Source organism: Egicoccus sp. AB-alg2, from assembly GCF_041821065.1.
In the GTDB taxonomy this organism is placed as follows: Bacteria; Actinomycetota; Nitriliruptoria; order Nitriliruptorales; family Nitriliruptoraceae; genus Egicoccus.
On the sequence record NZ_JBGUAX010000010.1, the window covers coordinates 1 to 19,725 of the forward strand.

A 19,725-nucleotide genomic window follows, 5' to 3' on the forward strand; every position below is an offset into this window, starting at 1 on the left:
GATCGCGTCCCGCGGGGTGGTGTAGGACCGTGCGTCTCGGTTGTCAGGTGCGGGGTGCTGCGGGCAGGGACGGTAGACGGTCTTTGTCGTCGAGGAGCGCGGCGACGGATCCGGCCGCGATGTAGCGGCGGTCGGCGGCGATCATTTCGTCGTTGATCTCGACCAGCAGTGCGCCGACGAGGCGGATGACGGACTCGACGTTGGGGAAGATCTGCACGACGTCGGTGCGGCGCTTGAGTTCACGGTTGAGCCGTTCGATCGGGTTGTTGGACCAGATCTTGGGCCAGTGCGAGGGCGGGAAGCCGGTGTAGGCCAGCAGGTCGTCTTCCATTGCCTGCAGCCGCTCGGCCACGTTGGGGGCGATCCGTGTCAGCTGGTCGACGACCGAGCGCAGCTGGCCGATTGCGGCGTCGCGGTCGGGTTGGGCGAAGATGGTGCGGATCAGTGCCGAGATCACCGCCCGCTGCTGGGAGCGGGCGACCGCGAGCAGGTTGCGCATCGCATGTACCCGGCAGCGCTGCCAGCCAGAGCCTTGCAGGACCTTGCGGATGGCGGCCTTCAACCCCGCGTGCGCGTCGGAGATGACCAGCTTCACGCCGGCCAAACCGCGCTCTTTGAGGTCGCGGAGGAACTCGGTCCAAAACGTCTCGTTCTCGCTGTCGCCGACATCCACGCCGAGGACTTCGCGGTGCCCGTCAGCACGCAGCCCGGTGGCGATCACGACCGCTTTGGACACGACCTGGCCGTGCTCACGCACATGCAGGTAGGTCGCGTCCAGCCACACGTACACGAACGGCTGATGATCCAGCCGACGGGTACGCAGCACGGTGACGTCGTCATCAATCAGCTTGCAGATCCGCGACACCGTGGACTTGGAGATGCCGGTGTCGCAGCCCAGCGCCTTGACCAGGTCGTCGACCTTCCGGGTCGAGGTGCCCGTGATATAGGCGGTCATGATCACCGCCCACAGCGCCTTGTCGATCCGCCGGCGCGGCTCGAGCAGTTCCGGGAAGAAGCTGCCCTTGCGCAGCTTCGGGATGCCGACCTCGACATCCCCAGCCGGGGTCGACAGCAGCTTGGGCCGATGCCCGTTGCGCTGCGCCAACCGGGTCGGTGACCGCTCGCCCGGCTCGGCACCGATCCTGGCCGTGAGCTCGGCCTCGATCAGCTCCTGCATCGCCGCGGTGAGGATGTCGGACAGCGAGCTGGCCAGCGACGCGTCGGTGCCGGTCAGCTGCTGAGCAAGATCGGATAGGGCAGACTCGTAGTGGGCCATCGTGGCGAACCTCTTCGTGTGAGAGCTTGGAGATTCGCACGGTGGCCCGCCTACATCCCGGAAGACGTGGCGGGCCTGCTCCTACACCACTAGGTGGGACTCACCCATCACGGACGTTGATATGAGCACGGAACAGAACGCCGAACGCATGTGCTCCGTCCCAATAGCATCGGCTCGTTGTCAGCTCCCGTCGAGCTCATTCAGGAATGCCGCCGGACCCGGCAGACGAATGCATCCTGAAGTGACGAAAACTCCACAGGCCCATGAGGCCGTAACTTGCGGTTGTAGCAGCGGCCGCTCCCCACATTCCCCAAACTGGAATTAGCGTTATAGACCCCACGAGCAATCCAGCGGCTCCAACGGCAGAAATGCGCGACGGCATACGGAAGTCCCCTCGATTCCACATCTGGTGACTCACGACGTGATAGAGGCCGAGTAGCACCGAGGCGGGCAGGAGCAGCCAGAGAAGCGGAACTGCCGGCGCGTAGGCCGGACCGAAAAGAAGTGGAATGCCAATCGGGGCTGCGGCGCCGACCCCCGCCGCCATTATCGCGCTAACGGCAAAGCTCCTGCGCAAGAGGGTTCGAGGTTCAGTGAGGGACTCTTTTGAGAATCCATACTGCGCGAGCCCAACCGATACCGCCCACACGACCTCGGAAACTGCCACGGCAGCTGCGTACACACCGAGCTGCCTGGGCGTGCCGAGAACGCCGAGGATAAGCCGATCAAGCCGAAGCGCCGCCGCCTGACCGAGCGTTGCTGGAGCCGCCCGCCAACCTGCCCTGTAGACGCGCCACATCTGAGAGATTCCAGGGCGACTATGTGAGCCCCCCCCCAATCTCCGTAGGGGGCTGGCAAGGGTTAGAGCCTCGATAGTGAAGACCGCGGACGCGGCAAGAAGAACGGCAGGAACCTCCCGAGTTGCGGCTGCGCTAAAGCCGACGACCGCGGCAAAGACTAGCGCAGCGGCACCGGTTTTCAGGGTCGCTACCGTGGCGCCCAGAGCTAGACTCGCGTCGCGCCACTGACGCACGACGACCAGGGAAAAAGAATAAACCGAACAAGCTAATGCGGTCACCAACGAGGACGATTGCCCCGCAACGAGTTGGGCCGCGAATGCTACTGGGGGAGTCAAGACGAGGCAGGCGAGGCCCAGCAATAGAGCTAAGTATGCATTAAGCTGTAGCGCTAGGTGTAGGCCGCGCTGATCAGTGGAAGCGATCTCAAAGCGGCCGGCCACATTCGCCCCCGCCCCGATAATGAGCATAATAAACGAACAGATTGACGCGAGATAGGTGTAAACCCCATTGCCGCTCGGACCTAGCAACCGCGCGACAAGTAAAGCCGCAATGCCGTATCCGAGCTTATTCAGCAGACGGGCCGCTACTACAGCCGAGCCACGCACTACGAACGACCGTCGGCGGCGGGGTCCTCACGGAGCTGTCCGCGAGCCCGTGCGATGACAACAAGGGCGAGCGGGAGCAGCGGGACTATTGCTTGTAAGCGCAGCCGCGCAAGTAGGCCGAAATTGGCCACGTCGATAACGGCTGCGGTCATAGTAACCCCCATGAGAAGCAAGAGGACCGCTGGCCACGGTTTCGCTGCATACGGTCGAACGATCAACCGAGAAGCGATAGCCAGAATCACAAGGGCACCCAAGCTGTCAAGTCCTAGAACGATGCCCTCGAAAGTACTGGGCACCTCCCACGGAAGCGGTCGCGCAGCCGCTGACAAGAATGCAACCGGTAGCAAGGCCGGGTTAGCTCGCCAATCGGGTGGAGAGAAGGCCGTGGTGCCAAATTGAGTGCTGAGGCCAGCTCCGTCACCAATACCGTTTACGCCACTGGCGCGGAGGAGAACTACGGCGGTAAGCAAGGTCAGTCCCAATAGCTGTAGTCCACGGAGTGACCTGGGTGAGACGTCTATGTCCAACTTTAGGCAGCGTCTGGCGGCAGAAACGCCGACCATGACGACGCTGAGTACGAGACCAATTTCAGGTCGAGCGAGGTAAATAATTAGCAAGCCAAGAGCCCGAAGCAATGCCGCACTTGACGCACCTCTAAACATTTCCGTCGAGCCCCAGATGACCAGGCCCAAGCCGACCAGAATTACAGATTCCTTAGAAACGGCAGAGGGCCAATACACAAGTCCCGGAAAAAAGAGGACCGATGCAGAACCGAACGTGCGGTCGACCGGATAACCAAGGCAAAACAGACCGCGGAGTAGGAGGACGCATCCGAGTATTCCGGCACTCGCTGCGATGTAGTATGCGCCTGCCATCGTAAGGCCGGATATGCGTATGAGGGGTCCGAACGCCGACGAGAGCAGCGCGTTCCCGTCTAAAGGGGTATCGGCAATAGTCGCAATGAGGTTATGCGATCCGCGGAGACCGTCGCGGGCCCATACATATAACCGAACTGAATCCGGGGCAGTACTCAATCCGCGTGAATCCAAAGCGTCACGTGCAGCCGTATATCTACTATGGGAAACGATCGCTCGCAGTGCGATCGAGCCGGCGAGCAAAACAACCAAACTGCGATTCGCCCGCACAAGAGGAGCTGCAAGTCGCATACTAAGTACGAGGGTTAGCAAGACTGCTGTGACTGGCACCATCGCCGGTTGAGTACGTGCGGAACCGGCTAATACGCCGACTAGACAACCCGTGCCCACTGCGAAAATAGTCGAACGAGTTCGCCAGACAAACTTCTCCTGCACTGTATGACCTAAAAAGATGAGGTGACGCGGCAAACTATTTGGCTATATGCAGATAGCGACTCGGTTATCGAGTACCTATTGATGAACGTGGCGGCCGGCAGAGGCGGGAGACTCGCCCGAGACCCCACGCGCTCTAGAAGTTGAGCCAATTCGGCTGTATCCCCTACATCGAATAGCCAGCCGTGTCCCTCGAGAAGCTCAGCAGTGCCCCTGGCTCGCGCCCCTATTATCGGTGTTCCCGAGGCAAGCGCCTCAAGGACGGATCGAGGAAGGCCTTCGCGCTCGCTCGGCATTAGAAGCACATCAATCACGGAAAGAAGCTCGGGGACCCTGTCAGTCCGTCCTATAAAGCGAACCCAGGGTAGCAACCCCAAGTCGGAAGCCCTGCCTATACAGACATCATGTAGGCGACCGTCCCCTGCGAAGATGACAGTGGGCCGTCGTTCCTTGGATACCAAGTTCAGCGCCGTCAGGACGTCGAGCTGGCGCTTCCCCGGATCGAAGTTGCCTATTACCCCAACAAGGGAAGCGTCTTGGTTCACACTCAGACTGCGTGCGAAGGCACTGCTGCGATCGCGGGCTACGTTGCTGTAGTCAGCCACACTAATGCCGATGCCTGGCATGTAGTGCACGCGCTCTCGTGCGAATAGCCTCGAGGTTGTTGCTAAGTGATAGTCCTCTCGATTTATTGTTACGACAGCATCAGTAAACCTTGACCAAGTGCCTTCAATTAGCTTGAATATCAGATTGGCGACCGGCCTACCGTTAGTGTGAAAGTGAAAACCGTGTGCGATGTAGATGACCTTCGGACGTTCCCTAGCTGGGAGGCTGCGGACGGCCAGACGTAATAGCGCGGAGACGATTGGCGTGTGGGTGACGACCAAGTCGGCCGGCTTGGACACCCGCCGCAACTCACAAAATAGATGCATCCCGCCGCGCAGGGCCGACTTTGGCGACCTGTTCAGGTGGATGGGCAGGTGACTGTCCGATTCCAAAGCGCCCGGTGGTATCAGCCCTGCGCCAGCCACCGTAGTCACGTAGTGCCCACGCCTGCGGTGCCACCGGATGTAAGGCAAGAGGAACGCCGCGATGGTATTTGCACTCGTAGCCGCGATGACTACATGCATTGACGGCATGTCTTTCTCAGGCATCTCGGAGCTTTCGCTCTAGCAGCGCAGCAACTTCGGCTCGCATCGCGCAGTGTTTATCCTGAGTCGTGCGCACCCATTCGGCGAGGGTGCGAGCCGCGTACGCTCGCTGCGAAATCAGGCGCTCGGTTCGTGCCACCAAATCAGCTGGGGTCACGGCGTCGGCGTCAACGCAGAACTCATCAAGCGACATATCCTTCATCGTCCCTCGGCCTTTGAAACCCCCGTAGGCAACGACGACGCTAGGTACCCCCGACGCACTCGCGAAAATGGCCGAATGAAACCTCGTCGCCACTAGTATAGTTAGGCGCCCATAAACCGCCGCCAGTTCTTCGGCAGACAAGTCGGGGGAATTGATCCACGGTACAGTTCTACCGTCGACGTTACACAATTTGCGAAGCACTTGCCTGTCGTCCTCGCTTCGTCTGGGCCCTGCGACATGGGTGATCAGGACCGGTTGGAGACCCTCGCTAACCCCCCATCGAATGACACCCTTTAGGCTTTCGAGGTAGCGCTCTTCGCTCCATTCGGCATCCGATACCTCAGAGGGGCGGATAGGTCGCGCAGTGATGCCCAGCAGTGCGTGCGCCTGCGTAAGGCCGGCATCTCTCATGACCCGCTCGACCCTCTCAGTAGGGTTCGGGCGGATGGCATAAGCCATATCGGCCACCACGCAAGCTTGAAGATTTGGGAAGTGCGCATGCAGGTACTCGCGAGACGTAGACTCCCTCAAGTAGATTGCAAGAGCCCCGCTCAGGACGTATCGCATGATTTGTTTGGCCAGAAATCCCTTGAATGGCCCCATAGAGTTTGGCAGGAAAATATACGGAACTTTGAGGCGCCTTGCGAGGATGGCCACATGCACTAGATAGATGAGGGCGGCTATGTCCCGGGCCGGACCGTACGCATGGCAGTAACCGCCGCCCTTGAAGATCACGCAGGTGCTAGCCCTGATGTCTGATATTGCTCTCCGCCTCTTCATTCCAAATGCAGGTAGCTGTGCGGATCTTGGTCCGGCCAGCCAGGCTATAGCCAGCGCTAGGATTTCCAGTACGAACCTCACCGCTCCTAGGCGGTCCGTGCCGGTAGTTCGGGGTTCCGAGAAGGGGTGCTTCATGAACCCGTTCCTTGGTTCCACCTGTCGGCGTTGGGGCATATATGGCTTCGAAGTTGGCTCGTGAAGAACTGCTATGCGGTCGAAGCCCAGTCGGTAGGCAACGTCCACCGCTGCTTCTGTTAGCTGCTCGTCGCCCATGTTGGTGTTGGCCGAGTAGGGGGCGATCAGTACTTGATCGAGACGGGCCGGTATTTTTGTGTTGGAGGGCATGAGCGCTCCGAGCGTTGCCGAGTCGTGGGGATCGAGATCGAGTTCGCACGCCTAAGTGGCGAAGTAGTCCTGGTATCGTGCCAACGGCCTTGCCGCGTACGCGCCTAAGGTCGAGACGGCTCAAAATAGACTTAAGGAGCTTAGCTTCGCCAGCTTGCTGTAGGAGTCCGGTGGCTCAGCGTGCGTTGGCGCTCTCACTGCACGTCCGCATCACGGAGATCGGCGGTGAGACAGCGAATTGTCAGCGTGTCCTGCTGGGGGCTCCTGTGTTTTCGCCTTTCGCCGTCGCACCGCAGGTCGAGGATTTGCCGGCGTCGGCCTTCCCGATGATTCTATGAGCCAGGCCGAGAGCGAGACCCGTTGGCGAGCGGTGCAGACCCTTGCGCGAATTCTGGTATGAAGCTCTGCAAGAGATTTCTCGTTTTCCCGACATCGTTGGCTACAGCGGCGGCAGCCAAGTCACGCAGGGCAGCCTCGACTCCGAGCCAGGTCGGAGTTCGCGTGATGCCGGTTAGGATTTTCGGGTGGCGGGTCCGTTCGGCGCGCTCTTCGGTCAGTGAGAGTTCTTCGAAGAGCTTCTCGCCGGGGCGGAGACCGGTGAACTCGATCTGGATGTCGACACCTGGCTCGAAGCCGGAGAGGCGGATCATCGATTCGGCGAGGTCGGCGATCTTGATGGGTTCGCCCATGTCCAGGACCAGGACCTCGCCGCCGTGGCCCAGCGTGGCTGCCTGCAGCACCAGTTGCGACGCCTCAGGGATGGTCATGAAGTAGCGGCGCATGTCCGGGTGCGTCACCGTCACCGGACCGCCGTTGGCGATCTGCTCCTCGAAGATCGGCACGACGCTGCCAACGGAGCCCAGCACGTTGCCGAACCGCACGCTCACGTAGGGGAGCCCGGTGCGGTGCGCGACGTGCTGGACGTAGCGCTCCGCCAGTCGCTTCGTTGCACCCATCACCGACGTCGGGTTGACGGCCTTGTCGGTCGAGATCTGCACCAGGTGGCGGACACCCAGATCGGCGGCCGCGTCGACCAGCACCTTCGTGGCCAGCACGTTGTTCTTGATGGCCTCGCCTGGGTTCTCCTCCATCATCGGCACGTGCTTGTGGGCGGCCGCGTGCAGGATCAGTGCTGGACGGTGCTCCTGGATCAGCGACCGCATGCGCGGCTCGTCGCCGACGTCCGCCATCGCCGGTACCACGTCAAGCAGGGAGTGCTCCGCCACGAGTTCACGGTGGATCGCCCACAGTGCCGGTTCCGACCGCTCCACCAGCACGATGCGCTTGGGTGCGAAGCTCGCCACCTGGCGGGCCAACTCGGAGCCGATCGAGCCGCCGGCACCGGTGACCAGCACCACCTCGCCGTGCAGCAGGTCGTCCAGCGCGGACAGGTCCAGCTCGATCGGGTCGCGACCGAGCAGGTCCTCCACCGCGACGGGCCGGAAGCGGTTGAGGCTCACCTTTCCCCCGACGATCTCGTACAGGCCCGGGACGATCAGCGGGCGGCGGCCCGCCCGCTCGCACCGCTCGATCAGCTCGCGCATCACCGGCCCGGAGGCGGAAGCGATCGAGATCACGACGTCATCGATGCGGTAGCGCTCGACCAGGTCGGGCAGGTCCTCCGAGCCGCCCAGCACATCCAGCCCCACGATGCGGCGGCCACGCTTGAGTGGGTCGTCATCGACGAACCCCACGGCGATCCGTCCGACGTCCGGGCGCGACTGCAGGTCGCGCGCCACGGCCACTCCGGCGCGTCCGGCGCCGACCAGCAGCACGCGCCGCGGCGCCTCGTCCTGGGACACCGCGTCGGCCTCGGCCCGCTCCGCCAGCACGCGCCGCAGCACCCGGGCGCCGGCCAGCAGCGTGGTTGCCAGCAGCCCGTAGACGCCGATCGCCCCAAAGGGGATCAGCAGCCAGTCCAGCGTCGGCCACTCCGCGATGAGCCCGGGCGCCGTCGCGCGGATCCAGGCCAGCGCGAGCGCCGTGGCGCCGACCGCACTCACCAGCGGCAACAGGTCGTCGATGGTCGTGTAGCGCCAGGAGTGCCGGTTGGCGCCTGCCAGTTGGAGCGCGCCCAGCTGCACCAGGACGACCAGCGGCAGGCTGGCGGCCAGCTGCCCGACCCGCGGCGCCGGCACCAGCCCGTCGAAGCGGATGAGGAAGGCCACCACCCACGCGAAGGCAACGATCCCGATGACGAGCATCAGTCGCACATGCGAGCGCGCTGGTATGCGCGCCCGCATTGCCCCGTTCTCCTGTCTGCTCACTGCACCCCGTTGGTCGTCATGTCACCGCTTGGTCAGCGTCCGGACGAACAGTCGGGGAGGATAGTCCCTACGCTGCAGCGAAAACGTCCGCATGGACTACTTCGTCCCTGGCACTGACGGGCTGGTCCTCCTCCCGAAATCGACGAGTAGACTGCGCGGCCGCTGCAACGGGCGTATGGAGCTGCTTTGGAACGCGACGACACGATCTCGTTGCAGGACTATCTCGTCGTCCTGCGACGGCAGCGATGGCTGATCCTGACCGTCGTGGTGCTGGTCGTGGTCGCGGCGCTGGCAGCGTCCTTCGCGCAGACGCCTGTCTACGAGGCCGAGGCCGAGGTCGCCGTGGAGCCGGTGCGCCGCAGCCAGGACTTCGGGCTGGAGCAGCTGCTGCAGCCGCAGCGCGACCTCGTGCAGACCGAGCGCCTGGTCGTCACCTCGCGGCCCGTCGCGGAACGGGTCGTCGAGGAGCTGGGTCTGCCGGACACCTCGACCGCACTGGAGGACCTGCGCGTCGAGGCGGTCGGCGACACCCGGGTCGTGCGGATCGTGGCTGCGGACACCGACCCGGCCGCCGCCGTGGAGCGCGCCAACGCGTTCGCGGACGCCTACCTCGACTACCGCCGCGACGAGGCACTGGACAACCTGCTGGCCGCTCGTGCCAGCCTCGACCAGCGCGCCAACGAACTTCGTGAGGAGATCGCCGCGCTGGAGGAGGAGGCCGGCGAGCTCGACGAGGTCCAGCGCGACGCGCTCCTCGCCCAACTCGCCCAGCTGGTCGGCCAGGGCGCCGAGGTCGGCGGCGGTGGCGCGGCCATCATCGGCGGCGGTTCCGTCCTCACGCCGGCGGAGCTGCCGGAAGGTCCCGTGTCGCCGCGACCGCTGCGCACCGGTGCGCTGGCGCTGGTGCTGGGCGTGCTGCTGGGCGTCGGGCTCGCGTTCCTGCGCGACCACATCGACGACGTCATCCGCGACGAGCCGGACTTCCGGCGGGCCACGGGCGGCCGGCCGATCCTGGGCCGCATCCCGAACTGGAACGACCCGGAAGGCGGCGACCGGCTCGCGACGATGATCGAGCCCACGTCGTTCGCCAGCGAGGCCTACCGGGAACTGTCCGCCGGCGTGCGGTTCCTCCTGGTCGCCCACGAAGAGAAGGTCGCCTGCGAGGCCGCCGGCGACCAGCGCCCGCTGGGGCGGTCCATCATGCTCGCCTCCGCGACGGCCGGTGACGGCAAGACCTCCACCGCCGCCAACCTCGCCGTCGCCGCGGCCCGGGTCGGCCTGCGCACCGTGCTGGTCGACGCCGACCTGCGGCGCGCCACCGTTGGCCGCCGGTTCGGGCTGGGCAAGACCACCGGGCTCAGCGACGTGCTGCTCAGCGGCGGGCGGATCAAGGACCACGTCGTCGCCGTCGGCGTGGACAACCTGCGGGTCCTGCCGGCCGGCACCATCCCGCCCAACCCGACCGAGCTGCTGGCCTCACCCGCCATGCGTGCCCTGGAACACGAACTGCTCGGGCGCGCCGACCTGGTCATCTACGACACGCCGGCGGTGCTGGCGGTTCCCGACGCGCTCGAGCTGGGCCGCCACGTCGACCTGGCCATCCTGGTCGCTCGCGCCGGCACGACCGGACGGCGCCAGCTCACCGCCGCCATCGAACGTCTCGAGCAGGTCGGGACCGAGGTGGCCGGCAGCGTCCTCAACGGCATCGACAGCAAGTCGGACGGCTACTACTACAGCTACTACTACCGGGACGTGCCGGAACAGCCCGCCGAGACCAAGCGCGGCCCGCTGCTGCGGCGGGGCGACAAGACGCCGCCCCCGCCGGCGCGCCCGGCCGTTCGCCCGAGCAACGGCGACGCGGCCCCTACGGCTTCCGCGCCGAGGCTCGACGACGTCGAAACCAGCCCGTTCGAGGAGCAGGATCCGTCGCTGGACGAGCCGCTGTTCCCGAGTCGTCGCGACTGACCTCCGCACCGACCTCAGCGCGGACCGCCGCCTGCGGCTGCCACGCCGGCTCCGCGCCGGCCGCCCGCACCACGGTGGTCAACAGGTCGTCCAGCGTCGCGCCCATCACCGTCCATGCCGGCCACGGGTCGCGGATCGGGTCGTGGACGTCCTCCTTGCCGCGCGGCGGCGGGGCGACCGGCCGGGCGAGCTGCGCCTGCTCGACCAGCCACGGCAGCCGCTCGGCCACCGCGTCCGGCCCGTCGGCGACGTCCGCGGCCGTCAGCAGGCGCACCAGCTCCCGCACGGTGAAGGTGCGGCGGCCGGCGCCGGGCACCAGCGGACCGCACGCGTCGCGGTGCCGCTCGGACATCGTCAGCACCAGGTCCGCCGCCTGCACCAGGCGCTCCGTGACCGGGCGTGAACGGTGGCCGGTCAGGTCCAGGCCGCGTAGCCGCGCCAGTTCCTGGGAGGCCGAGGCCGCCGGGTGTCCGTCGCTGGCGCGGGTGCCGGCGCTGGAGACGTCCACGCCGTGTGGTGCCAGCGAGGCGGCCAGCATCGCCTCCGCGAGCGGGCTGCGGGCGATGTTGGCGGTGCAGACGACCAGGACGTGCACGGGCGACCTCTGACGGCGGGCGGCGCGAGCGTAGGAGGTTCCCAGGCATTGGAAGAGCCCCCGACAGACGGGGGGACCGCCGGGGGCTCCACGCGGAAGGTGCGAATGTTCGCACGGCAACCGCGGCGCCTATGAAACCACGGCGGCGCTGATGTGGAAAGGGACGGCCTGACCATTTTGCTGCACTAGTCCGCGGCGACCGAACGGCCGGTCGGTGCCGGCGCACGGTGTAGCGCGCTCAGTCGCGGTACGGCTGGCCGTTGATCGCCGTGAGCCGGCCGCGGTCGTCGAAGCGGGCGTCGAGGTGCACCCACCCGTCAGCGAGCCGGTAGTAGAGGCGGTGCACGCCGGTCTGCGCGCCGACCCGCGTGCTGGTCCCGTCCGGGTTGCGGGAGAACCACGCATGCTCCGTGCCGGCCGGGCCCAGGTCGAACCGCTTGCCGTCGGGCCGCTCGAGCACGATGGCGGTGGCGTCGGACGGCAGGAAGCGAGTGCGGCTGGGGCCCTTGTACAGCGCCACCAGCCACCAGCGGCCGTCGGCGCTGACGCTCACGTCCCCGGGACGCGACGTCGTCACGATCGAGGTGTCGGGCGTCGCCCCCGGCTTGAACATCCGCAGGTCGAGCGTCGGCGCGGTGTCGCGTTCCACCGTGACGTTGCGCTGCAGGGCCAGGTATCCGTCGGCGGCGACGGTGATCCGGTACTCGCCGTGACGCAGCCACAGGGCGAAGCGCCCCTCGCTGTTGGTCCTGGCCACGGTCAGGACCGTGACGCCGGGCGTCAGCGACGGGTGCGTGATGGTGACCGTCGCGCCGCGGATCGGCTTGCCGACCTCGCCGGGGGCGGCGTCGGCGGCGTCGTGCACCACACCGCGTACGCGCACCGGGCGGGCTACCACGCCGGCGTCGACCAGCCCCCCGAGCGTGCGGGCCAGCATGCTGGCGCTCTGTCCGCGGGTCACCTTGTCGCCGGGCGCGAACGTCGTCGGCGTCGTGCCGGCGACGATGCCGGCGGCCGTCAGCCGTGCGATCGCGACCCGGTGCTCCTCGCCGCGGACGTCGACGAAGGGATGGTCGTCGACGGCCGGCAGACGCGCAGCGCCGGTCTGGCGCACCACCTCGTCGAGGGTGCGCGCCACGATGGTGGCGAACTGGTCGCGCCGGATCGCCCGTTTCGGCCGGAAGGTGCCGTCGTCGAAGCCGCGCAGGATCGGGGTCCGGACGGCCGCCAGCGTCTCGATGGCGGCGGCGTGCTCGCCGGTCGAGACGTCGCGGAACGCACCGCGTCGTGGCGCCGGCAGGCGCACGTCGTCCGCGGCGCGGAGCAGGCGCACCACGAACGAGGCCGCCTGGCCGCGCGTGATCGCCTTGCCGGGCACGAACGTCGTGGCCGTGACGCCTTCCGTCAGTCCGAACCAGCGCAGGCACTCGATCGCCGCCCGGTGCGCCCCGCGGATGTCGGTGAACCCGCTGGCGGGTACCACGTCGGCCGGACACGCCGCCGTCACGGTGAAGGCCTCCGTGGCCGCCGCCGCGGCGGTTTCGGTCGCTGCCGCGGCCGGCGCGGTCATGGCGATGATCAGGCCGCCCCCGACCACCGCCCGCACGACCCTGACCCGAAATCCAGACGTACGCATGCGCACACCCCCGCCCGTCGCCCCTTGGCTAGCGAACGGCTCGATCGGGGTGCACCCGACTAGTCGGCTCGCCAGCGCCGATCGTCCGCGCGTCGAACAGCGCCGTCCGGGGCAGGTGTCCTATGTCTTCCGGACGCGCCGGCGCCGGGCGAGGACACGCGAAGGGGCCGCGCCGGGTGGCGCGGCCCCTTCGGGGTGGTGCGGTGTGAGCCGTCGGCCCTTCCGTCACGGACCCGACGGTGGCGGTCAGCCTCAGCCGTTGTAGGCCTGACCGTTGACGTGCGTCAGCCGGCCCTGCGCGTCGAAGGTGGCGTCGAGGCGCACCCACTCGCCGTCCACGAGGTAGTAGACGCGGTGGACGCCGACCTGCGCGCCGACCCGCTCGCTGGTGCCGTCCGCGTTGCGCGAGAACCAGGCGTGGCTGGTCCCGGCGGCCCCCAGCGCCACCCGCACGCCGTCGGGGCGCACGAGCACGATCTCGCTGGCGTCGGTCGGCAGGAAACGGGTGCGCTCTGCCCCGCGGTACGGGGCGACGACCCAGAAGTTGCCGTCGGCGGAGACGGTCACGTCCTGCGCGCCCGACGTGGTCGGCGTGGCCTGCGCCGGCGCGGTCGCGGTGCGATAGACCCCGAAGTCGACCGTGACCGGAGTGGCGCGCACCACCTCGACGGCGCGGCGGAACGGGACGTGGCCGGACGGCGCGACCGTGATCTCGTACTGGCCGGGGCGCAGCCACACCTGGTAGCGGCCCTGGGTGTTGGTACGGGTGGTCAGGTCCGCGGTGCCGGTGATGGTGACGGTGGCGTTGGTCAGCGCGCGGCCGTAGGTGCCGGGCTGGACGTCGCTGGCGTCGTGGACGGTGCCGGAGACCAGCACCGGGCGGGCGCTCACGCCGGCGTCGACGAGCCCGCCGAGCGTGCGGGCCAGGACCGAGGCGGTCTGACCGCGCTGGATCGCGCTGGTCGGCGCGAATGTGCCGGGCCGGGTGCCCTGCAGGATGTTGGCCTGGGCGAGCCGGTTGACGTTTTCCGCGTGGGGGCCGGTGCGCACGTCGGAGAACGGCCGGCGCGAGGTCGTCGGCAGCGGCGACACGGACGAGCTCTGGCGGGCGACCTCGTCCATCGCGCGGACGACGATCGAGGCGAACTGGTCGCGCTGGATCGGCTGGGTCGGGCGGAAGCCGCCGTCCTGGAACCCGCGCAGGACGGGGTTGCGCATCGCGGCCAGGATCTCGATGTTGGTCTTGTGCGGGCCGGAGCGGACGTCCCGGAACGCGCCGTCCTTGGGCGCCGGCAGCTGGACGCCGTCGACCGAGCGCAGCAGGCGGACCAGGAACGAGGCCGCCTCGCCGCGGTTGACGGGACGGGTCTGGTCGAACGTCGTCTCCGTGACGCCGTTGGCGATCCGGAACCAGGCCAGGCAGTCGATGCCGCGGTCGTGCGGCTCGCTGATGTCGGTGAAGCCCGCGACCGGGACGGTGTTGGCCGGGCAGGCCCGGTCGATGTCGTAGCGCGGCTGCGCGGCCAGGGCGGCCGGTGTCGGCAGGGCGGCGGCCAGCAGGCCGGCCACGGCAAGCGCCACGGCCGGACGGCGCAGGCGCATGCGAGTAACAGCTGTCATCAGGAGATGCCCCCGAGATAGAAACGTGCGGGAAGATGGCGCGGCGAGAGAACCCGGCCAGTGGCCGTTCTGCCAGCCCCGCGCACTTCTAGCACGATTCCAGGAAAGTGCTTCAGATTTGCCGGCGGTGGTTGAAGACCACCGGCTCACCGCCAGCGGCCGCCGCTCCTCGGCTAGCCCGTCGGTCGGCGCAGCGGTCGGCTACGGCAGTGCCGCCGCCACCGCCGCAGCCGTCCCGATGCCCATCCGCTCGCGCAGGGCCACGACGTCGCCCACCACGATCGTGGCGGGTGAGCCGATGCCGGACACCGCGACGTCGGCCGGCGCGTTGGCGAGGTCGCTGACCAGCTCCTGCTGCCGGTCGGTCGTGCCCCAGCGGACCACCCCCAGCGGCGTGGTGGCCGGCAGCCCGTGGGCCTGCAGCTGCGCGCAGATTGCCGGCAGCGTGGACACGCCCATCAGGAACACGAGCGTGCCGGGGAAGCGGGCCAGCGCCGCCCAGTCGAGCTGGCTGCCGGGCTTGGTCGGGTCCTCGTGGCCGGTCACGAACGCCACGGCCGGGGCGACGCCGCGGTGGGTGACCGGGATGCCGGCCGCGCCGGGGGCGGCCACGGCGCTGGTCACGCCGGCCACCACCTCGACGGGCACGCCGGCCTCGTGGCAGCGGATGGCCTCCTCGCCGCCGCGGCCGAACACGAACGGGTCGCCGCCCTTCAGGCGCACGACCGCCCGGCCCTCCTGGGCGGCCAGCACCAGCAGCGTGGAGATCTCGTCCTGCCGCCAGCCCTGGCGGCAGCGTTCGCCGGCGACGCCGTCGCGGGCGCCCAGCTCGGCCGGGTCGGCCTTGCCGACCGCGATCCGCTCCGCGCCCGGCGGGACCAGCGCCAGCGCCTCCGGCGGCGCCAACCGGTCGTAGGCGACCAGGTCGCAGGTCTGCAGCAGCCGCACCGCCCGCAGCGTCAGCAGGCCGGGATCGCCGGGGCCGGCCCCGACCAGGTGCACCGTGCCCGGCGTGGCGGCCGGCAGCTCGAACGGCAGCGTCATCGCCCACCCTTCCCGACCGCGGCCACGACCTTGTCGCGGGCCTCCTCGACGTGGCCGTCGGCGACCAGCCGGGCCAGCCCGTCCAGGTCCGCCAGCGCCTGCGACCACTTCGCCGCCCACTCGGCGAACGGCACCTCGCGGGGCAGCACCTGGGCTCGCGCCTCGTCGAGCACGTCGACCAGCGTCGCGTACTCCTCGCCGAGTTCTGCCTCGAGGTGCTGGCGCAGCCGCTTGGCCAGCGCGGGGGCGCGGCCGGCGGTCGCGATCGTGACGGCGAGGTCGCCGCGGCGCACGATCGCCGGGGTGGCGAAGTCGCAGCGCGGCTTGTCGTCCAGCGTGGACAGCAGCACGTGCTGCTCGCGCGACTCGGCCCAGATCTGCGCGACCGGGGTGTCGTCCTCGCGGGTGTTGTAGGCCACGAACGCGCCGGCCAGGTCGCCGCCCCGCCAGCCACGCCGTTCGAGGGAGACGCGCCCGTCGGCGGCGGCCGCCTCGATCGCGGGCGACGGGGTCGGGGTGATCACGACCACCTCGGCGCCCGCGTGCAGCAGTGCCTCGACGCGGGCGTCGGCCTCCGGGCCGCCGCCGACGACCACGCACCGGCGGCCGGTGACGTCGAGGGAGATGGTGAGGTCGAACACGTCTCGCTCCTCAGCCCGGCGTGGTGGTGGTGCGCACGACGCTGCCGTCGTCGGCGAGGTGGATGCCGCACTCGGTCTTGCCGTCGAACGCCGACCAGCGCCCCGCCCGCGGGTCCTGGCCGGGCGCGACCCGGGCGGTGCACGGCGCGCAGCCGACCGACGGGTAGCCGTCGGCGACCATCGGGTGGCGCGGCAGGTCGTGGGCGCGCAGGTAGGCGTCCACGTCGGCGTCGGTCCAGCGCGCCAGCGGGGCGACCTTCACCAGCCACCGCTCGTCGTGCTGGCGGGCCTCGACGATCGGGGTGGCGGCCCGCTCGGGGGTCTGGACCCGGCGCACGCCGGTCGCCCAGCCGTCGAACGAGCGCAGCGCCGTGCGCAGCGGGGTGGTCTTGCGCAGCGCGCAGCAGGCGTCGGGGTCACGTGCCCACAGCTCGTCGCCGTAGCGGGTGGCCTGCTGGGCGACCGACAGCTCCGGGCGCAGGTCGACCACCGACAGGCCCAGGTCGCGGGCCAGTTGGCGGCGGAACGCGATGGTGGCGTCGAAGTGCAGGCCGGTGTCGAGGAACAGCACCGGCACCTCGGGCGCGACCTGGGCCAGCAGGTGCAGCAGCACCGCCGACTCGGCCCCGAACGACGAGGTCACCACGAACCGGGGCAGCACGCCCGCCGCCCACGCGAGGATCCGGTCGGCCGGCTTGTCCTCGAGCTTGTCGGCGGCCTCGACGGCCAGCAGCCGGATGAACGCCGAGTCGTCGTCGGGACCGATCGCGCGGAAGCGGTCGTCGGGCCGGGGCAGATCGCCGTCGAGCGCCGTGGCGACCGACGCACCGACCGCGGCCCGATCGTCGGGTCGCAGGGCCGTCATGGCGACGCCGCCTCCCCGCCGGCGCGGGCACCGGCGCTGGCGCGGGCTCCGGTGCCGGCGCTGTTGCGGGAGCCGGCGCTGTTGCCGGTGCCGGCGCTGGCGCCGGCCCGCGCGCCCGCCAGCCGCTGGTGCTCGAACGCGGCCGCGTCGAAGCGGGCCCGCAGCGCGTCGACACCCAGCCGGTCGGCCCAGTCGCCGAACGTCTCGCCGTCGTGGCGCTCGTCGCGCCAGGCCGCCAGCGCCGGCTCGAGCAGGTCCACGACCCCCTCGAGGCTGACCCGGTCGGCGAACACCTCGTTGAGCCGGGTGCCGGCGTCATCGCCGCCGAGGTGGACCGTGTAGTGGTCCTTGCCGCGCCCGACCACGCCGATCTCGGTCGAGTACGGCCGCGCGCAGCCATTCGGGCAGCCGGTCACCCGCAGCTGTGGTGCCTCGCCGTCGATGCCGAGTTCCGACAACCGTGCCTCGAAGCCGGCGAGGAAGTCGGGCATGGCCCGCTCCGCCTCCGCCAGCGCCAGCCCGCAGGTGGGCAGCGCGGGGCAGGCCAGCGCCTTGCGGGTCAGCGTCGGCAGGTCGCCGGGCAGCGTCACGCCGTGGTCGCGCAGGGTCGCGGCCACCTCGTCGCGGACGGCCGGGTCGACGTCGGTCAGCAGCAGGTTCTGCGCCGGGGTGAAGCGCACGCCGAGGTGGTGGCGCTCCACGAGCGTGCGCAGCGCCGTGCGCAGCCGGACCTCCTCGGTGTCCTGGATGCGGCCGGACAACACGTGCACGCCGAGGAACCAGCGGCCGTCGCCCTGCTCGTGCCAGCCGAGATGGTCGGAGGTGTCCTCCCAGGTTTGCGGGCTGGCGGGCGCGAACGTGAAGTCGAGCCGGTCCTCGACCGCGGCCCGGAACTTGTCCACGCCCCACTCGTGCACGAGGTACTTCATGCGGGCGTGCTTGCGGTCCGCACGGTCGCCGTGGTCGCGCTGGACCGCGATGATCGCCTTCACCGCGTCGACCAGCCGGTCCGACGCGACGTCGCCGAGCGGGTCGGCCAGCCGCGGGAAGGTGGCCGGCTTGTTGTGGGTCATGCCCAGCCCGCCGCCGACCAGCAGCGTGAACGCCACGATCGTGCCCGTGGCGTCGCGGACCGGGACGATGCCGACGTCGTTGGTGTAGGCGTCGACGCAGTTGTCGCCGGTGTGGGCGAAGCCGATCTTGAACTTGCGCGGCAGGTAGGTCGGCCCGTACAGCGGGTCGAGGTCACCGTCCTCGGCCTCGGCCGGGTCGACGGCCTCCTCGACCAGCGACGCGGAGCGTTCCCCGTCCAGCCACAGGTCCCAGTACGACTGCGTGCGCGGCCGCACCGCGCGGGCCAGCTCGCGGGCGTAGGGCGCGAGGTCGTCACGGCCCGGCAGCGGCGCCGGGCAGGCCATCACGTTGCGGCTGACGTCACCGCACGCCGCGATGGTGGTCAGCTCGGAGGCGTTGAGGGTCTGGATGAGCTGGCGGACGTCGAGCTTGCCGACCTTGTGCCACTGCAGCCCCTGCCGGGTGGTGATCCGCAGCGTGCCGTCGGCGACCTCGTCGGCCAGCCGGTCGCAGGCGAGGTACTGCTCGGCGGTGGTGACCCCGCCGGGGATCGACGCGCGCACCATCATGGTGATGGCCTTGCCCAGGCCGGCCTGCAGTCGCTCGCGACGCACGTCGCGGTCGTCTTGCTGGTACATGCCGTGGAACTTGATCAGCTGCGTCGAGTCCTTGGACACCCCGGGCGTCGAGGTGTCGGCGAGTTCGGCGGCGAGGTCGCCGGCGAGCCAGTCGCTGGTCGCCTTGATGCGTTCGACGTCGGCCACGGGTGGCTCCGGACGGGGTGGGGAACGGGAGTCGGACGGCCTGCAGGTTCGGCGGGCGGCGCGCAGACCGCGATCCCGGGCGGTGCCAACCGTGAGAACGCAACGGTCGAGAAGTACGGACAAATCGTGGTTCTGTGGCCGAATCCGGGGATCAGTTGGTGCCCTGTCCGCCGCGTCGGGTGAGCGGCGCACGGTCGACGGAGCGGCGCGGTGTCGGGTGAGCGGCGCAACGTCGAGGCAGCCGCGCACGGTCGAGCTGACGGCGCATCGGTGCGTCACTGGGCCGACCATGCGTCGCTACCTCGACATCGCTGGTCGCCTGGACCCCGTTCCGGCGCCGTGTCGGGTGAGTGGCGCACGGTCGACGGAGCGGCGCGGTGTCGGGTGAGCGACGCAACGTCGAGGCAGCCGCGCACGGTCGAGCTGACGGCGCATCGGTGCGTCACTGGGCCGACCATGCGTCGCTACCTCGACATCGCTGGCCGCGGCGGCCGCGCCCGGTGGGCGATGTCGAAGCAGCGCGCGACGCACGGTCGACGGAGCGGCGCGACGTCGAGCCAGCAGCGCACGGTTGAGCTGACGGCGCACCGGTGCGTCACTGGGCCGACCATGCGTCGCTACCTCGACATCCCTGGCCACCTAGACCCCGTTCCGGCGCCGTGTCGGGTGAGCGACGCAACGTCGAGGCAGCGGCGCGGTGTCGGGTGAGCGACGCAACGTCGAGGCAGCCGCGCACGGTCGAGCTGATGGCGCATCTGTGCGTCACTGGGCCGACCGTGCGTCGCTAC

Annotated in this window: 13 protein-coding genes; 1 reads left to right on the forward strand and 12 read right to left on the reverse strand. The window is 68.9% G+C overall.

Annotation, left to right across the window (positions count from 1 at the left end; translation table 11 throughout):
• Window positions 1–43 precede the first annotated feature (43 nt).
• The 5 genes from ACERM0_RS18755 to ACERM0_RS18775 form a co-directional block, all read right to left on the reverse strand.
• Complete coding sequence (locus ACERM0_RS18755; RefSeq protein ID WP_373680161.1) at window positions 44–1,276, reverse strand: IS256 family transposase; 1,233 nt, start codon at window positions 1,274–1,276, stop codon at window positions 44–46.
• A 196-nt stretch (window positions 1,277–1,472) separates the two neighbouring features.
• A complete protein-coding gene (locus tag ACERM0_RS18760; RefSeq protein ID WP_373680298.1) occupies window positions 1,473–2,543 on the reverse strand; it encodes a lipopolysaccharide biosynthesis protein in 1,071 nt (356 codons plus the stop codon).
• A gap of 1,456 nt (window positions 2,544–3,999) precedes the next feature.
• Entirely contained in the window at window positions 4,000–5,142 is a 1,143-nt protein-coding gene (locus ACERM0_RS18765) for a glycosyltransferase (RefSeq protein WP_373680162.1), read from the reverse strand.
• Window positions 5,135–6,466, reverse strand: coding sequence for a polysaccharide pyruvyl transferase family protein (locus tag ACERM0_RS18770; RefSeq protein ID WP_373680163.1), 1,332 nt, complete (start codon window positions 6,464–6,466; stop codon window positions 5,135–5,137). The genes ACERM0_RS18765 and ACERM0_RS18770 overlap by 8 nt, the downstream gene beginning before the upstream one ends.
• Before the next feature lie 332 nt (window positions 6,467–6,798).
• Window positions 6,799–8,670, reverse strand: a complete 1,872-nt coding sequence (locus ACERM0_RS18775) for a polysaccharide biosynthesis protein (RefSeq protein ID WP_373680164.1) — start codon at window positions 8,668–8,670, stop codon at window positions 6,799–6,801.
• 249 nt (window positions 8,671–8,919) lie between these two features.
• Here ACERM0_RS18775 and ACERM0_RS18780 point away from each other — a divergent pair, with 249 nt between their 5' ends.
• Window positions 8,920–10,698, forward strand: coding sequence for a polysaccharide biosynthesis tyrosine autokinase (locus ACERM0_RS18780; RefSeq protein WP_373680165.1), 1,779 nt, complete (start codon window positions 8,920–8,922; stop codon window positions 10,696–10,698).
• Here ACERM0_RS18780 and ACERM0_RS18785 read toward each other — a convergent pair.
• The 7 genes from ACERM0_RS18785 to ACERM0_RS18815 all read right to left on the reverse strand — a co-directional run bounded on the left by ACERM0_RS18785 (window position 10,598) and on the right by ACERM0_RS18815 (window position 18,937).
• Window positions 10,598–11,293 carry a low molecular weight phosphatase family protein gene (locus ACERM0_RS18785; protein WP_373680166.1) on the reverse strand — a complete coding sequence of 232 codons (696 nt, stop codon included), beginning with the start codon at window positions 11,291–11,293 and terminating at the stop codon, window positions 10,598–10,600. The genes ACERM0_RS18780 and ACERM0_RS18785 overlap by 101 nt on opposite strands.
• A 238-nt stretch (window positions 11,294–11,531) precedes the next feature.
• Window positions 11,532–12,899, reverse strand: coding sequence for an S-layer homology domain-containing protein (locus ACERM0_RS18790; RefSeq protein WP_373680167.1), 1,368 nt, complete (start codon window positions 12,897–12,899; stop codon window positions 11,532–11,534).
• A 282-nt stretch (window positions 12,900–13,181) separates the two neighbouring features.
• Window positions 13,182–14,531 carry an S-layer homology domain-containing protein gene (locus tag ACERM0_RS18795; protein ID WP_373680168.1) on the reverse strand — a complete coding sequence of 450 codons (1,350 nt, stop codon included), beginning with the start codon at window positions 14,529–14,531 and terminating at the stop codon, window positions 13,182–13,184.
• A 219-nt stretch (window positions 14,532–14,750) separates the two neighbouring features.
• A complete protein-coding gene (cobA, locus tag ACERM0_RS18800) occupies window positions 14,751–15,593 on the reverse strand; it encodes a uroporphyrinogen-III C-methyltransferase (RefSeq protein WP_373680169.1) in 843 nt (280 codons plus the stop codon).
• A complete protein-coding gene (locus ACERM0_RS18805) occupies window positions 15,590–16,234 on the reverse strand; it encodes a bifunctional precorrin-2 dehydrogenase/sirohydrochlorin ferrochelatase (protein WP_373680170.1) in 645 nt (214 codons plus the stop codon). The genes cobA and ACERM0_RS18805 overlap by 4 nt, the downstream gene beginning before the upstream one ends.
• A gap of 10 nt (window positions 16,235–16,244) precedes the next feature.
• Window positions 16,245–17,099, reverse strand: a complete 855-nt coding sequence (locus ACERM0_RS18810; protein WP_373680171.1) for a phosphoadenylyl-sulfate reductase — start codon at window positions 17,097–17,099, stop codon at window positions 16,245–16,247.
• Window positions 17,096–18,937: an NADPH-dependent assimilatory sulfite reductase hemoprotein subunit gene (locus ACERM0_RS18815; RefSeq protein ID WP_373680172.1), complete on the reverse strand. Its 1,842-nt coding sequence runs from the start codon at window positions 18,935–18,937 to the stop codon at window positions 17,096–17,098. The genes ACERM0_RS18810 and ACERM0_RS18815 overlap by 4 nt, the downstream gene beginning before the upstream one ends.
• Window positions 18,938–19,725: the final 788 nt, after the last annotated feature.

Bases quoted from the DNA above. Each gene is read 5' to 3' on its own strand.
- ACERM0_RS18795 (WP_373680168.1), bottom strand. From the start codon at position 14,531: ATGCGCCTGCGCCGTCCGGCCGTGGCGCTTGCCGTGGCCGGCCTGCTG.
- ACERM0_RS18770 (WP_373680163.1), bottom strand. From the start codon at position 6,466: ATGCCCTCCAACACAAAAATACCGGCCCGTCTCGATCAAGTACTGATC.
- ACERM0_RS18765 (WP_373680162.1), bottom strand. From the start codon at position 5,142: ATGCCTGAGAAAGACATGCCGTCAATGCATGTAGTCATCGCGGCTACG.
- ACERM0_RS18760 (WP_373680298.1), bottom strand. From the start codon at position 2,543: ATGCTCATTATCGGGGCGGGGGCGAATGTGGCCGGCCGCTTTGAGATC.
- ACERM0_RS18755 (WP_373680161.1), bottom strand. From the start codon at position 1,276: ATGGCCCACTACGAGTCTGCCCTATCCGATCTTGCTCAGCAGCTGACC.
- ACERM0_RS18775 (WP_373680164.1), bottom strand. From the start codon at position 8,670: ATGCTCGTCATCGGGATCGTTGCCTTCGCGTGGGTGGTGGCCTTCCTC.
- cobA (WP_373680169.1), bottom strand. From the start codon at position 15,593: ATGACGCTGCCGTTCGAGCTGCCGGCCGCCACGCCGGGCACGGTGCAC.
- ACERM0_RS18810 (WP_373680171.1), bottom strand. From the start codon at position 17,099: ATGACGGCCCTGCGACCCGACGATCGGGCCGCGGTCGGTGCGTCGGTC.